Annotated in this window: 14 protein-coding genes; 9 read left to right on the forward strand and 5 right to left on the reverse strand. The window is 71.4% G+C overall.

Translation table 11 applies throughout. The features are described from left to right. Positions 1 to 230: 230 nt before the first annotated feature. On the forward strand, positions 231 to 392 hold the full coding sequence (locus ACWGIH_RS23355; protein ID WP_397717790.1) for an SCO1431 family membrane protein: 162 nt from the start codon (positions 231 to 233) through the stop codon (positions 390 to 392). Here the strand turns inward: ACWGIH_RS23355 and ACWGIH_RS23360 are convergent. From ACWGIH_RS23360 to ACWGIH_RS23370, 3 genes are read right to left on the reverse strand one after another with little or no spacing between them, the layout of a single operon-like run. Further along, entirely contained in the window at positions 370 to 1,311 is a 942-nt protein-coding gene (locus ACWGIH_RS23360; protein WP_453449812.1) for a hypothetical protein, read from the reverse strand. The genes ACWGIH_RS23355 and ACWGIH_RS23360 overlap by 23 nt on opposite strands. Beyond that, on the reverse strand, positions 1,308 to 2,372 hold the full coding sequence (locus tag ACWGIH_RS23365) for a DUF6114 domain-containing protein (RefSeq protein WP_453449829.1): 1,065 nt from the start codon (positions 2,370 to 2,372) through the stop codon (positions 1,308 to 1,310). The genes ACWGIH_RS23360 and ACWGIH_RS23365 overlap by 4 nt, the downstream gene beginning before the upstream one ends. Continuing rightward, on the reverse strand, positions 2,369 to 2,983 hold the full coding sequence (locus tag ACWGIH_RS23370) for a DUF6230 family protein (RefSeq protein WP_453449813.1): 615 nt from the start codon (positions 2,981 to 2,983) through the stop codon (positions 2,369 to 2,371). Before ACWGIH_RS23370 ends, ACWGIH_RS23365 begins: the two co-directional genes overlap by 4 nt. Positions 2,984 to 3,118: 135 nt before the next feature. On the opposite strand from ACWGIH_RS23370, the gene ACWGIH_RS23375 reads away from it, so the two are divergent. Beyond that, entirely contained in the window at positions 3,119 to 3,781 is a 663-nt protein-coding gene (locus tag ACWGIH_RS23375) for a TetR/AcrR family transcriptional regulator (RefSeq protein ID WP_453449814.1), read from the forward strand. Positions 3,782 to 3,852: 71 nt separating this feature from the next. Here the strand turns inward: ACWGIH_RS23375 and ACWGIH_RS23380 are convergent, their stop codons facing one another. Then, positions 3,853 to 5,124 carry a glycoside hydrolase family 18 protein gene (locus tag ACWGIH_RS23380; protein ID WP_453449815.1) on the reverse strand — a complete coding sequence of 424 codons (1,272 nt, stop codon included), beginning with the start codon at positions 5,122 to 5,124 and terminating at the stop codon, positions 3,853 to 3,855. A gap of 373 nt (positions 5,125 to 5,497) precedes the next feature. Between ACWGIH_RS23380 and ACWGIH_RS23385 the strand changes: the two genes are divergently transcribed. The 3 genes from ACWGIH_RS23385 (at position 5,498) to ACWGIH_RS23395 (ending at position 9,517) form a co-directional block, all read left to right on the forward strand. Next, positions 5,498 to 6,676 carry an acyl-CoA dehydrogenase family protein gene (locus ACWGIH_RS23385; RefSeq protein ID WP_453449816.1) on the forward strand — a complete coding sequence of 393 codons (1,179 nt, stop codon included), beginning with the start codon at positions 5,498 to 5,500 and terminating at the stop codon, positions 6,674 to 6,676. A gap of 599 nt (positions 6,677 to 7,275) precedes the next feature. Beyond that, positions 7,276 to 8,403 (forward strand): hypothetical protein, encoded by a 1,128-nt coding sequence (locus ACWGIH_RS23390; RefSeq protein ID WP_453449817.1) that lies wholly within the window; start codon positions 7,276 to 7,278, stop codon positions 8,401 to 8,403. Positions 8,404 to 8,416: 13 nt separating this feature from the next. After that, positions 8,417 to 9,517, forward strand: a complete 1,101-nt coding sequence (locus tag ACWGIH_RS23395; protein WP_453449818.1) for a phosphotransferase family protein — start codon at positions 8,417 to 8,419, stop codon at positions 9,515 to 9,517. 3 nt (positions 9,518 to 9,520) lie between these two features. Here the strand turns inward: ACWGIH_RS23395 and ACWGIH_RS23400 are convergent, their stop codons facing one another. After that, positions 9,521 to 9,967 carry a hypothetical protein gene (locus tag ACWGIH_RS23400; RefSeq protein ID WP_453449819.1) on the reverse strand — a complete coding sequence of 149 codons (447 nt, stop codon included), beginning with the start codon at positions 9,965 to 9,967 and terminating at the stop codon, positions 9,521 to 9,523. A 199-nt stretch (positions 9,968 to 10,166) separates the two neighbouring features. On the opposite strand from ACWGIH_RS23400, the gene ACWGIH_RS23405 reads away from it, so the two are divergent. The 4 genes from ACWGIH_RS23405 (at position 10,167) to fxsA (ending at position 14,291) form a co-directional block, all read left to right on the forward strand. Beyond that, on the forward strand, positions 10,167 to 10,607 hold the full coding sequence (locus ACWGIH_RS23405; protein WP_160503714.1) for an Lrp/AsnC family transcriptional regulator: 441 nt from the start codon (positions 10,167 to 10,169) through the stop codon (positions 10,605 to 10,607). A 57-nt stretch (positions 10,608 to 10,664) separates the two neighbouring features. Next, positions 10,665 to 12,308 (forward strand): amidohydrolase, encoded by a 1,644-nt coding sequence (locus ACWGIH_RS23410; protein WP_453449820.1) that lies wholly within the window; start codon positions 10,665 to 10,667, stop codon positions 12,306 to 12,308. A gap of 489 nt (positions 12,309 to 12,797) precedes the next feature. Further along, positions 12,798 to 13,637 (forward strand): polyprenol monophosphomannose synthase, encoded by an 840-nt coding sequence (locus tag ACWGIH_RS23415; RefSeq protein WP_453449821.1) that lies wholly within the window; start codon positions 12,798 to 12,800, stop codon positions 13,635 to 13,637. 72 nt (positions 13,638 to 13,709) lie between these two features. After that, positions 13,710 to 14,291, forward strand: coding sequence for an FxsA family membrane protein (gene fxsA, locus ACWGIH_RS23420; RefSeq protein ID WP_453449822.1), 582 nt, complete (start codon positions 13,710 to 13,712; stop codon positions 14,289 to 14,291). The last annotated feature ends 42 nt before the right edge of the window (positions 14,292 to 14,333 follow it).

Here is a 14,333-nt window from a genome sequence, read left to right on the forward strand (position 1 = left end):
CACGGCACTCGGTCCGAGTTGCACGGGACCCGCGCGGCGGGTGACCTGGCAGGCGCGTGACCAGTCGCGTGCCCAGGCTCGTGACCAGTCGGGGGAGCGACCGGGCTGCCGAGTGACCAAGCTCTCGCCCGCGGCGGCGGAATCCGATGGCAAGGTGGACGGGTCAGTGGGGGGAGTCCGCTGCCGGACGTCGCGTCGAGAGGCGTGACGCATACCCATCGAGTGATGCCATGACCGCTGCCACAGCTACAGCCACTGCCACCGCACAGCCCCGGGCGACCACGCGCACCGGCGGCCCCGATGAAGACGGCCCGAAGGTGCTCGAGCACGTCCTCGGCTGGACGCTCGTCGTCGTCCTCGCGATGCTCGTCACGCAGATCGGTCTGATGTGACCCCGGTCTCCTGACCGTCGTAGGCCCGCCTCTGATCGTCGTAGGCCCGCCCCGCAGCGAGATCCGCCCGCCAGTGCCGCCGCGGCACGCCCACCAGCCCGTAGAGCAGGCGCACGGGTGAGCGCCGCGACAGCAGCGTGAGCCCCGCGATCACCGCGAACAGCGGCAGGCCGAGCCACCCGCCCAGGAGCCGCACGAGGACGCTCGCGACGAGCGCGCCGACGAACGGCAGGCCGTAGACCCCGGCCGCCGCGACGGCGATCGCCAGGAACCGGTGCACCGCGCGGTCCTCGTCGGCGCCGGGCAGCGACCAGCCCTCCATCAGCCAGCCGATCTCGGTCACCAGCATGGTGCCGATCACGGCCGCGCCGAACACCAGCAGCGCGAGGAACGTCCCGGACGTCAGGAAGTCCAGGACGTGGTTGACCACGCTGTCCTGCCGCCAGCCGGCGAAGTCCCGGGCCTCGGCGGAGAAGAACCGTTCGTACCCCCTGCCGTCCCAGCCGTGGACCAGCGTCCAGAAGAGCAGGAAGTACCCGCCCACGCACTGGAGGTACGCCCAGTAGCCCGCCCCCACCAGGACGAGCCCCTGCGCCACCAGGAACCCGGTGATCGCGGCGACGGGTGTCCCGCCCGCGTAGAAGAGCACGAAGCCCGCCCACACGCCGTCGTGCCCGTCCGCGACGTGCATCGTCGCCCACGCGGGGTTCTGCCAGAGCAGGAAGAGCCCCGTCGGCACCATCAGGACCGCGGCGAAGAGCACGGTGAGCGCCAGGTACGGATTGGCGGCACGGCTGCGCGTCCGCGGCCCCTCGCCCGCGTTGATCCGCTCCCACACCTGGAGCTGCCGGCCCGCGGCGAGCGCGAACGTCGCGCCGATCGCGTACGCCCAGAAGAGGACCGCCTGGATCTGGATCATGCCGACGCCTTCAGGGTGAGGCCGCCCGCGGCGATCAAGTCGGCGGTGACGAGGGCCTGTTCGGCCTGGACGTCGGTCATGAAGACGAACGGCGGCACGACGGGCGGCACCGGCAGTCTGTCGGGCGTGAAGGTCAGGCAGAGCAGCCCCTCCAGGCAGCCCTTGAACTTCGTCAGATAGAGCGTGACGGAGCCGTCGAGCTCCAACGTGTCGGCTCCCAGGGCGAGTTCCCTGCTTCCGTCGCGCGTCTTCAGCCGGTAGTCGGTGAGCGAGGCGGCCTTCATCTTCAGCACCATGACCTTCAACGGCCCGTCGGCGGTGGGTATCTCGCGTACGCCGGCCAGGAGGAAGCCCCGCGGCGAGAACAGCGTGGTGGTGACGGTCGGCGGAGTCCGGGCCGCCACGATCTCCTGCCCGGGCGCCGCCGCGGTCGCCTGCCCGGCCGCCGCCACGACCCCCTGAGGCGCCGCCCCGGCCGCACCGGCCGCGTCGCCGGGAGCCGCTTTCGCCGGGCTTCCGCCCCACAGCGTCGCCCCGACGATGACCACAGGCAGCAGCACGCCGAGTGTCCGCGTGCCCTGCCCGTCCCGCACCCTCGGCCGCTCGGCTTCCTCCTCGGTGCCCTCGGGCACCGGGGTCCAGCCGAAGCCCATCGCGCTGCCGACGATGCCGAGCGCCATCCCGACCAGGAACCCGCCGAGATTCGTGGCCGCGAACGAAAGCACCGACAGGATCAGGGCGTTGACGCTCACATAGTGATGGGCGTGCGGCAGCAGCCACAGGAAGATCCCGGCGGCGATCAGGGCGAGCCCGATGCCGATCGCCGCGAGCCCGCCGAGCCCCAGGCTGACCAGGACGGTCAGCGGGGACAGCGGTACGAGGAGCAGCTCGGCGCCGCCCAGGATCAGCAGCAGACCGCCCCAGAAGGGCCGGGTGCGTCGCCAGCGGCGCAGCACCCGGCGCGCGTCGGGCAGCGGCAGGCGCTTGTCGAGCCAACCGCCGCCGTCTCCGTTTCCGTCTCCGCGCCACGCCCTGACCCCGGCTCTCCGGCCGCCGGTCAGAAGCACTTCTTGCCGCCGATGCTGACATCGAGCTTCATGCCCTTGAGCCGGAAGTTCCCGCCGGTCGCCGACCAGGCGTGGGACTTCACGCCGGAGACGGTGATGTCCCCGGCCTGCAGCCCGAACTTCCCCTTCTCGCCCTTGACGCCGGGCACCTCGTCCAGGGTCGACGCGTCCCGGCCGATCTCCGCCGTGCCGAAGCGGGCGTCGCCCTTCAGGTCCTCGGCGTCGATGATGAGACTGCTCGCGGTGACCTCGCCCGCGGAGCCGCCCGCCGTCAGCTTGAACACCACGGTGCCCACCGGGGTCTTGACCTCGGCGGCCTGGCAGATGTCGGACAGGGTCGCGTCACCGATCCCGAGGAGCGCCACCGGGTGCCCCTTGCCGTCGATGTCCCGGTCGGTCTGTACGTAGGAGGACAGGCCCTCGCTGGTGAGCTTGCCGGATGACACCTGGAAGCTGGTGCCGGAGACGGCGAAGGAGGCGGCGAGCGCTCCCTCGGCCATCACGGAGGCCATCGCGCCGACGGCCAGGACGGCCGGCAGGGCCACGACGGCCGTCTTCTTCCAGGAGGTTCTGCCCTCGCGTAAGGGGGTACGCGCTGCGCTCATGAGTCTTCCTCCCGTACGGCGGTCCGTGTGCGTAGGGGGAGTGCGTGAGAGAGCGCCGTCGGGCGCAGAACCGGCAGGTGGCGTTGGTTCTGCCATACTGCGGATTCCCGAGGCAGTTGGAGACTAGGGCCGAAATTGAATAATAGTCAACAGCGCGGCACCGACCGTCCCGCGGACGCTCGCCCGCAGGCGCGCGGCACCGACCGCTCGGTGGCGCGCCGCGCCGAACTCATCACCATCGGGCGGAAGTTGTTCGCCGACACGTCGTACGACGCGCTCTCGATGGACGACATCGCCAAGCAGGCGTCCGTCGCCAAGGGGTTGATCTACTACTACTTCAAGTCCAAGCGCGGCTACTACCTCGCGATCATCGAGGACTCGGTCGCCGAACTGGTCGAGCGCGCCGGGCGCCACGACGACCTGCCGCCGGTGGAGCGGGTGCACAGCACCATCGACGGCTATCTGCGCTATGCCGAGCACCACCAGGCGGCGTACCGCACCATCATCAGCGGCGGCGTCGGCTTCGACGCCGAGGTGCACGCCATACGCGACGGGGTGCGCGAGGCCCTGATCGGGGCGATCGCCGACGGGGCGTACGGCCGCCGCGACATCCCGGAGCTTGCGCGCACGGCGCTGCTCGGCTGGCTGTGCAGCGTCGAGGGCGTCGCGCTCGACTGGATCGGCAGCCGGGGCCTGACGCGCGAGACGGTGTGTGACCTGCTTGTGCGGACCCTCGGCGACACCCTGCGCGTCATCGAGGAGTTCGAGCCGTCCTTCCCGGCCCCGCCGCGGTCGTGAGGGCCCGCCGGCGGACATGAGGAAGGGGCGGGAGCCGACCGGCTCCCGCCCCGACGTCTGTGCTCGTACGGTCAGTTGATGGCCTTGATCAGCTCACCGTCGGCCGTGTCACCGCTGAGCTCCCAGAAGAAGGTGCCGCCGAGACCGGCCTGGTTCTTGTAGTCCATCTTCCCCGCGATGGTGGCCGGGGTGTCGTAGCTCCACCAGTTGGTCCCGCAGTGCGCGTACGCGGTCCCGCCGACCGTGCCGTTGGCCGGGCACTTGGTCTTCAGTTCCTTGTAGTCGTCGATGCCCGCCTCGTACTTGCCCGCGGCGGCCCCGGTGGCGGTGCCGCCGGGCTCCTTCTGCGTGACGCCGGTCCAGCCGCGGCCGTAGAAGCCGATGCCGAGGAGCAGCTTGTCGGAGGGGATGCCGAGGCCCTGGAGCTTCTTGATGGTGGCGTCGGTGTTCCAGTTCGCCTTGGGCGCGCCCTCGTACGTCTTCAGCGGCGAGTGCGGGGCGGTCGGGCCCTTCGCCTCCCAGGCGCCGAAGTAGTCGTACGTCATCGGGTTGTACCAGTCGACGTACTGGGCGGCGCCCGCGTAGTCGGCGGCGTCGATCTTGCCGCCCTCCTCGGCGTCGGCCGGGATGGCCGCGGTGACGAGGTTGTCGCCGCCGAACTTCGAACGCACCGCGGACATCAGGTCCTTGTACGCCGCGCGCCCGCTGGTGTCACAGGTCAGACCGCAGGCGCCCGGGTATTCCCAGTCGATGTCGATGCCGTCGAAGACATCGGCCCACTTGGAGTTCTCGACCAGGTCGTAGCAGGACTGGGCGAAGGCGGCCGGGTTCTTGGCGGCCTCGGTGAAGCCGCCGGACCAGGTCCAGCCGCCGAAGGACCACAGGACCTTGAGGTCCGGGTGGAGCTTCTTGAGCTTGCGCAGCTGGTTGAAGTTGCCGCGCAGGTTCTGGTCCCAGGTGTCCGCCTTGCCGTCGACGGACTGGTCGGCGGTGTACGCCTTGTCGGTCGCCGCGTAGGCGTCGCCCATCGTGCACTTGCCGCCCTGGACGTTGCCGAAGGCGTAGTTGATGTGCGTGAGCTTGTCGGCCGAACCGGACGTCTCGACGTTCTTGACGTGGTAATTCCGGTCGTAGACACCCCACTCGGTGAAGTAGCCGACGACCTTGGAGCCGGCTGCGGCCTTGGTGGAGCCCGCGGTCTGGCCGGAGGCGGAACCGGGACCTGTGTCGGGGCCGGCGGCGGCGGTGCCCGCGCCGGCGAGCAGACCCCCGCCGAGCACGGCACAACAGACGGTGGCGACGAGCGCCCGGAAGGGGGCGCGGGGGAGGTGCGGTCTGAGCATCGGATCTCCTCGTGGGGGGAGAGGGCGCATGGGGGGGCGTGGTGCTGTTCGACCTGCGATGCCAGGTGACGTCCGTGAACGTTGAATTGGCATGAACGCGGTAAGGCGCTCGGCTGGACTCTAGGAGGACTAGACCAGTGGGGTCAATGGTTCGGACCAATTCCGAGCCCCTCTTGCGGGCGTCGGCTATCTTTTGAGTAAGCGGTCGTTAACTAGTGACTGGCCGCCGCCGATCGGGCATACTCAACGCGCCAGAGCCGCTGGTCACAGCACCTTCCGCGACCCGGAAGGGCGCCATCGGCCGGGCGTGAGACACGGTGGCGCCGCACTACCCCGCGGGTCCGCCGCAGTGCCGAAAGGGAGGATTGCGATCGTGCCTGAGCGAAGCTTGCAGCAGCCGGTGGACCGTCAGCTGCCCACGGACGAGGCGCGGGATCTGTTCTCGCTCGTCCGTGACCTCGTCCAGCGGGAGATCTCTCCCCGCGCGGCCGAGGAGGAGGACGCCGGGCGCTTTCCGCGCGAGGTCTTCGCCCTCCTCTCCGAATCCGGACTGCTCGGGCTTCCGTACGCCTCCGAATTCGGCGGCGGCGACCAGCCGTACGAGGTCTATCTCCAGGTCCTCGAAGAGCTCGCCGCGGCACGGCTCACCGTCGGCCTCGGCGTCAGCGTCCACTCCCTGTCCTGCCACGCGCTCGCGGGATACGGCACCAAGGAGCAGCAGGCCGAGCATCTGCCCGCGATGCTCGGCGGCGGGCTGCTCGGGGCGTACTGCCTCTCCGAGCCGGCCTCGGGCTCGGACGCCGCGTCCCTGCGGACCAAGGCCGTCCGGGAGAGCGGGGGAGACTGGGTGATCAGCGGAACGAAGGCGTGGATCACGCACGGCGGGGTCGCCGACTTCTACACCGTGCTCGCCCGCACCGGCGGCGAAGGCGCCCGCGGCATCTCGGCGTTCCTGGTGCCGGGCGACGCCGCGGGGCTGAACGCGGCGGTGCCCGAGAAGAAGATGGGGATGAAGGGTTCGCCCACCGCCCAGATCAACTTCGACGGGGTCCGGGTGTCCGACGCCCGCCGTATCGGCGAGGAGGGTCAGGGCTTCGCGATCGCGCTCTCCGCGCTCGACTCGGGGCGGCTCGGCATCGCGGCCTGTGCGATCGGCGTGGCGCAGGCGGCACTCGACGAGGCGCTCCGCTATGCCACCGAGCGGCGCCAGTTCGGAAAGCCGATCGCGGACTTCCAGGGCCTTCGGTTCATGCTCGCGGACATGGCGACGCAGATCGAGGCGGGCCGGGCGCTCTATCTCTCCGCGGCGCGGCTGCGTGACGCGGGCAGGCCGTTCTCCAAGCAGGCGGCCATGGCGAAGCTGCTGTGCACGGACGCCGCGATGAAGGTGACGACGGACGCCGTGCAGGTCCTCGGCGGGTACGGCTACACCGCGGACTTCCCGGTGGAGCGCTTGATGCGCGAGGCGAAGGTGCTGCAGATCGTCGAGGGGACCAATCAGATCCAGCGGATGGTCATCGCCCGTCACCTCGCGGGTCCCGAGACGCGCTGAACTGGCCGAGCCTGACCGGAGGCGCCGCGAGCCGCACCCACTCCGGATCGTGCCGCCCCGGCAGGGTCTTGCCCCGCTCGGCCCAGCTCCGGATGAGGGCGCGGTAGATGGGCGGATCCTGCAGGTGCGGCGGCTGGGGCTGGGGTTGCGGCGGCTGCTGATGGTGCGGGTGGGGGCGTTGCGGCTGCTGAGGGTGCTGGGGTTGCTGAGGCCACTGGGGAACCGATTCTGCGTCGGGCGGGGGAGCCGTCAGAAGGGTGCGCCTGCGGCGGCCGGTCGGCGGGTGCGCCATGGGCATCGGCGTGGGGGTGGTCATACGCGGCCAACGCGCCCCGCCGGGGACAAGTCACCGCCCGCGGGATTCGACCCTCAGTTCGCGGCATGCCCGTGTCGAGGCCTGGGGCGCGTCCCGCTTTCCCGCGCCCGGTCGGAAGTGCGGCCCCGGCGCCACGGCTTCCGAACGGTCAGGCGCGGCTCCCCGAACGCGGGCTGACACGTGTCTGGCTCCGGCACCCTGTCTGACGTACCGTCAACTCCGCGCCGGGGGCCCGGCATCGGCTGTGCGCCCGTCAACCACCGCGCGCCCAGGGAGGTTTGCCGTGGCAGACGACCGCCCCGTCCCGCTCGACGAGTACCCGATCCACCAGGTCCCGCTGTCCATGAAGCAGGTCGCGACGGGCGACCGCAACGCCTACGACCGCTGCATCTTCCACCTCTTCGATCACCAGGGGGACACGCTCCTCATCCTCGGGCTCGGTGTCTATCCGAACGTGGGTGTGATCGACGCGTACGCCACCCTGCGCAGCGGGGATACGCTCCACGCCGTACGCGCGTCCGACGCACTGGGCGACGACCGGATGAACCTCTCCGTCGGCCCGCTGACCATCACCGTCGAGGAGCCCCTGCGACGGCTGCGCCTGACGTGCGCCGCCGATCCCGCCGACCCCGACTCCCTCTCGTACGACATCACGTGGACCGCCGACTTTCCCGCCCTCTGGGAGCCGCACCACATCCAGCGGCGCGGCGACCGGCTCTCCCTCGAAGGGCGCCGATTCGTCCAGGCGGGCGGCTGCGCGGGGGTGATCCGCGTCGGCGGCGAGGACATCGCGGTGACGGCGGGGGAGTGGACCGCCACCCGCGACCGCAGCTGGGGAGTGCGGCCCATCCCCGGCGAGGAACGCGGGCGCCTGGAAGAGGAGTTCGGCACCGAGGGCTTCCACTGGATCTGGAGCCCGGTGCGCTTCGACGACCGGTTCCTGATGGTCATCACCCAGGAGGACGCGGACGGCCACCGCTCCCTGAACGAGGCCACGGTCGTACGCCCCGGGGCGCGGGACCGCCAACTCGGCTGGCCCCAGGCCGACATCACCTACCGCTCCGGCACCCGGCACCCCGAGCGCGCCGTCATCCACCTCACCGACCCGGACGATCGCAAGCCCCTGGAGCTCGGCGTCGAGGTCCTCGCCTCCCTGCCGCTGGCCGTGGGCGCCGGCTATCCGCCCGCGGACGACTGGCAGCACGGCACCTGGCAGGGACGTGGCTGGACCGACCGCCGCACGTATGACCTGTCGGATCCGGCGGCGCACCCGATGGCCGCGTACGGAGTCATCGACCATGCCGCACGCTTCACCCTCAACGGGCAGACGGGGTACGGCATCTTCGAGCACGGCAGCTTCGGCCGCCACGACCCGAGCGGCTTCACCGGCTTCGAATCGGTCGCGCCCTGAGAGGAATCCCGCGATGGCGACAGAACCCAGCAGGCCCCGCCTCCGCACCACCACCCGCGACCCCGAGGAACTCACCCGCAGGCTCACGGCCTGGCTCGGCGCGCGGCTGCCCGGGGCCAAGGCCACCGGGGTGCGGGTGCCCGACTCCAACGGCATGTCGAGCGAGACCCTCCTCTTCGACATCGAGCACCCGGAACCACCGCTGCGGGCCTGCGCGTTGCGCGTGGCGGCGGACCCGGCCGCGTACACGATCTTCCCGGTCTACGACCTGCCCCGCCAGCACCGCACGATGCGGCTCGTCGCCGACCGGACCGACCTGCCGGTGCCGCGTGTGCTGTGGCTGGAGGAGGACCCGGGACCGCTCGGCGCGCCCTTCTTCGTCATGGAGCGGGTCGAGGGACGCGTTCCGCCGGACGTCATGCCCTATACGTACGAGGGGAATTGGCTCCACGCGGCGAGCGACGCCGAACGCGCGCACCTGGAGGACGCGTCGATCCGCCTGATCGCCCACCTCCACGACCAAGTGCCCGTCGCGGACGCCGATTTCCTCGCCCTGCCCGGCGTGGGCAGCCCACTGCGCCGCCACGTCGACGCCCAACACGCCTACTACCGCTGGGTGGTCGACGGTCTGCCCCGCTCACCCCTCATCGAGAGCGCCTTCGAGCGGCTCGAGGAGCGGTGGCCGGACGACGAGGGCGAGCCCGTCCTCAACTGGGGCGACGCGCGCATCGGGAACGTCATCTACGACGGCTTCGACCCCGTGGCCGTACTTGACTGGGAGATGGCGGCGCTCGCACCCCGCGAGGTCGACCTCGGCTGGATGGTCTATCTGCACCGCTTCTTCCAGGACCTGACGGTGAGCTTCGGGCAGGAGGGACTGCCCGGCTTCCTGCGCCGCGACAGCATCGAGGAGCGCTATGCGCGGCTCACCGGCCACACACCCCGGTCCATGGACTTCCACACGCTGTACGCGGCGCTGCGGCACGCCATCGTCATGCTGCGCGTCGCCTACCGCCAGGTGCACTTCGGTGAGGCCACGGTCCCCGAGGACCCGGACACGCTGATCCTGCACCACGCCAGCCTGGCGGCCATGGTGCAGGGCAGCTACTGGTAGTCCTCAGGCCGCGGAGCGCCGGTCCGGCTGGGGCACGACGCGAAGCGGGCGCGAGCTCTGGCCGCCGACGTGCGAGAAGGGCTGCGTCCGCCAGTCGAGCCCCTGAGGGAGCGTCAGGAGCAGGGCGGTGTCCTGTTCCTGAGCCTCCATCGACTCGTCGGCGGGCTCGGCGTCGGCCGCGGCACGCCCCGTGCCCGCGCACACCGTGAGCCCGAACGGGTTCCACGGCTGGGCGCAGAGCGCGTGCTCGGGCAGCACGTCCTCGTCGGCCAGGAGCGCGATGGGCTGTGCGCAGTCCGGGCACGTCACCCGGTACATCTCGAAGGTGTCGTACGCGTCGAACTCGGATTCACCCGATTCGACGCCCTCCGATACGGGTGCGGACGCGGATTCGTCGGAGCGCTGCTGCTTGCTGCGGGCAGTGCGACCGGGGCGCTTCAGATTCTGCATGGGATTCTCCCCCTTGGGTGGGCCGAGAAGGCGCTGCGGCCTCGACCACAGCAAGCACTTCCCGTCCCGTCGTAGAGGTAATCGTGGCATCCCTTTGGACACGGTCACAGGTATGTGGCGTTCGTCACATGCCCCGAGAAGATGCCGCCGTCGCGCCCAGCGGTATCCGGAGGGATCAAGAGCCCTGTAGGTTCGGCGCATGGAGGAGCTGGACCGACAGATCGTGCAGCTGCTCGTCAAGGACGGGCGGATGAGTTACACCGACCTGGGCAAGGCCACGGGCCTGTCCACATCGGCCGTGCACCAGCGTGTGCGCCGCCTGGAGCAGCGCGGTGTCATCCGCGGCTACGCCGCGGTCGTGGACGCCGAGGCCGTCGGGCTGCCGCTCACGGCGTTCATCTCGGTGAAGCCCTTCGACCCCAGCGCACCCGACGACATCGCCGAACGGCTCGCGGGCGTCCCGGAGATCGAGGCGTGCCACAGCGTGGCGGGCGACGAGAACTACATCCTCAAGGTGCGCGTCGCGACCCCCCTGGAACTCGAACACCTGCTGAGCCGGCTGCGCGCACTCGCCGGCGTCTCCACCCGGACGACGGTCGTCCTCTCCACGCCGTACGAGGCCAGGCCCCCGCAGGTCTGAGCCGCCCGGGGGCGCCCCCCGCGCGGGCCCTCCGCCGGGAGGGGCCAGACTGGTCCCATGAGCGAGAGCACCACCCCCCAGAACGGCCCACAGGGCCACCGCACCGTGCTGCTGCGCGGTGGCGACGTCCACAGCCCCGCCGATCCGTTTGCCACGGCCATGGTCGTCGAACGCGGGCACGTCGCCTGGGTGGGATCCGAGGGTGCTGCCGACGCCTTCGCGGACGGCGTGGACGAGGTCGTCGACCTCGAAGGGGCGCTCGTCACCCCCGCGTTCACCGATGCGCATGTGCACACCACGTCGACCGGACTCGCCCTGACGGGCCTCGACCTGACGCGTGCCCGCTCCCTCGGTGAAGCGCTCGCTCTCGTACGTGAGCACGCCGCCGCCCGGCCGCACGACCGGGTCCTGCTCGGCCACGGCTGGGACGCGTCCCGCTGGGCGGACGGCCGTCCGCCCACGCGCGCGGAACTCGACGAGGCGGCCGGTGGCTGTCCCCTCTACCTCACTCGTATCGACGTCCACTCGGCCGTCGTCACCACGGCGCTGCTCGACCTCGTCCCCGGCATCACCGGGCGCACCGGCTTCCGCCCGGACGCACCGCTGACCGGCGACGCCCATCACGCCGTGCGCGCCGCGGCACTCGGCGCGCTCTCGCCGCAGCAGCGCACCGAGGCCCAGCGGGCGGCGCTGCGGCGCGCCGCGTCCCTCGGCATCGGCTCCGTGCACGAGTGCGCGGGCCCCGAGATCTCCAGCGAGGACGACCTCACGGGTCTCCTTCGCCTCGCCGCCGAGGAGGCCGGGCCGCGCGTCGTCGGCTACTGGGCGCAGCAGGGCGAGGAAGGCGTCGCCCGCGCAAAGGAACTGGGGGCCGTCGGCGCCGCGGGTGACCTCTTCGTCGACGGGGCCCTCGGCTCGCACACCGCCTGCCTGCACGCGCCGTACGCCGACTCCGGCCACACCGGCACCGCCTATCTGGACGCGGCCGCGGTCGCCGCGCACGTCGTCGCCTGCACCGACGCAGGGATCCAGGCGGGTTTCCACGCCATCGGTGACGCGGCCGTGACCGCCGTCGTCGAGGGCATCCGCGCCGCGTCCGAGAAGGTCGGCCTGGCCCGTGTCCGCGCCGCCAGGCACCGCGTCGAGCACGCCGAGATGCTCACCCCGGAGACGATCGCCGCCTTCGCGGAATTCGGCCTCACCGCCTCCGTGCAGCCCGCCTTCGACGCCCTGTGGGGCGGCGACGACGGCATGTACGTCCAGCGCCTGGGCGCCGAACGGGCCCGCACCCTCAACCCGTACGCGGCCCTCCTGCGCACCGGCGTCCCGCTGGCCTTCGGTTCCGACAGCCCCGTCACTCCCCTCGACCCCTGGGGCACGGTCCGCGCCGCCGCGTTCCACCAGACCCTCGAGCACCGCGTGTCGGTGCGCGCCGCCTTCACGGCCCACACCCGGGGCGGCTGGCGGGCCATCGGCCGGGACGACGCGGGTGTCCTGGTGCCGGGGGCGCCCGCCGACTACGCCGTCTGGCGCGCCGCGGACCTCGTGGTCCAGGCGCCGGACGACCGGGTCGCCCGCTGGTCGACCGATCCGCGCTCCGGCACGCCCGGACTGCCCGACCTCTCCCCGGGCGCCGAACTCCCCGTCTGCCTGCGCACGGTGGTCTTCGGACAGCCGGTCTTCGTACGGCCGGACGAGTGATGTCCCGGCGGTGCGTACCGCCGATCGCGGTCCGTTGTCGCGTCGCACGACCTGCGTATCCTCGGCACTGACCTGGCTGTCTTTGGAATCGGCCCAGGTCACATGGCTATTGACAGAACGCGGCCGTCGGCCGGTAGGTTCGGCCGGGTCCACCAAAGGACGTCCGACCGGAGAAATTCCACGCAACCGTCGAACGCCGCTGGGCCATGGGCGGTGTGCCGCACCGGCGCACCACCTCTGGGAGCCAGGTCCAGCGCCCGCGCCGCGGAAGCGAGGGAACGTTCCACCGGGCCGGCAGGTGTGACCCGGGTGGGGCCCGGACGCTCAGTAGACAACGGCTCTCGGTCGACCCGCAGCCAGCGGGCCCCAGGTCGGCCCGAAGGGTGCCGGGCCCCGATCCGCAGTACTCTCCCCTACCGCCCGTGCCGCCGCGGCCGTGCGGGAAGCGGCCATTATGGTGGTCCTCTGCGTACGAACGAAGGGGCAGTAGTGAACGACGGCGGTGCGGTCTCCGAAACCGGTGACCAGGGGAGGCAGTTCGGCCCGCTCGGCCTGGCCTTGGTGATCATTCCGACCTACAACGAGGCGGAGAACATCCAGGCCATCGTCGGCCGTGTCCGCGTCGCCGTGCCCGAGGCGCACATCCTTGTCGCCGACGACAACAGCCCCGACGGCACCGGCAAGATCGCCGACGAGCTGGCGGCCGACGACGAGAACGTGCACGTGCTGCACCGCAAGGGCAAGGAAGGCCTCGGTGCGGCCTACCTCGCGGGCTTCCAGTGGGGCCTGGACAACGGCTACGGCGTGGTCGTCGAGATGGACGCCGACGGCTCCCACCAGCCCGAGGAGCTGCCCCGGCTGCTCACCGCGCTCAAGGGCGCCGACCTCGTGCTCGGCTCGCGCTGGGTGCCGGGCGGACGGATCGTCAACTGGCCCAAGTACCGCGAGATCATCTCCCGCGGCGGCAGCACGTACTCCCGCCTCATGCTGGACGTGCCGATCCGCGACGTCACGGGCGGCTACCGCGCCTTTCGCCGCGAGACCCTCGAAGGCATCGGCCTCGGCGAGGTCGCCTCACAGGGGTACTGCTTCCAGGTCGACCTGGCGCGCCGCGCGATCAAGGCGGGCTATCACGTCGTCGAGGTACCGATCACTTTCGTCGAGCGGGAGCACGGCGACAGCAAGATGAGCCAGGACATCGTGGCCGAGGCGCTGTGGCGGGTCACCGCGTGGGGTGTGGGGGAGCGGGTGGGCCGCGTGGGACGGGCCCTGGGCCGCAAGGACGCCGAGGGAGCGCAGGAGCCCCCGAAGGACGCCAAGAAGCCCTGATCGTGGCTCCGGCGGTCGCTTGTTGATCATTCCCTTATGCCGGTCTGAGCCGGGTCCAGGCACACTGGAGCCATGACGACTGGCGTACCGCCCACCCGACCCGCCCGGCCCCGGCGCTCGCGCGTCCTCAGGTTCCTGCCGCTCGGCATCGCCGCGTGGCTGGTCCTGGAGATCTGGCTGCTCACCGTCGTGGCGGGCGCCGCCAGCGGGCTCACGGTGTTCTTGCTGCTCGTGGCCGGTGTGGTGCTCGGCGGCATGGTCATCAAGCACGCCGGGCGCCGCGCCTTCCGCGAGCTGAGCGAGGCGGTGCAACAGCAGCAGAGCGGCCTGGCACCGCATCCCTCCGAGCGGGGCGGCGGCAACGCCCTGACGATGCTGGGCGGCCTGCTGATCATCCTGCCGGGGCTGATCTCCGACGCCCTGGGTCTGCTCCTGCTGGTGCCGCCCGTCCAGAAGATGGTCAGCCGAACGGCGGAGAAGACTTTCGAGCGCAAGGTTCGCGAGGCGGCCACCCAGGGCGGTCTCGGCGAGGCCTTCCAGCAGGCGCGCATGCACCGTCCGGACGGCAAGGTCGTCCAGGGCGAGGTCATCAGGGACGACGAGGGGCCGGCCCGTGGCGCGCACCCGGACGACCCGCAGCTGCCGCCCCGCTGAGCGGACCGTCGCAGCACGAAGGCCGGGGCCACTGCTGAGCAG

Source organism: Streptomyces sp. NPDC054872, assembly GCF_053610705.1.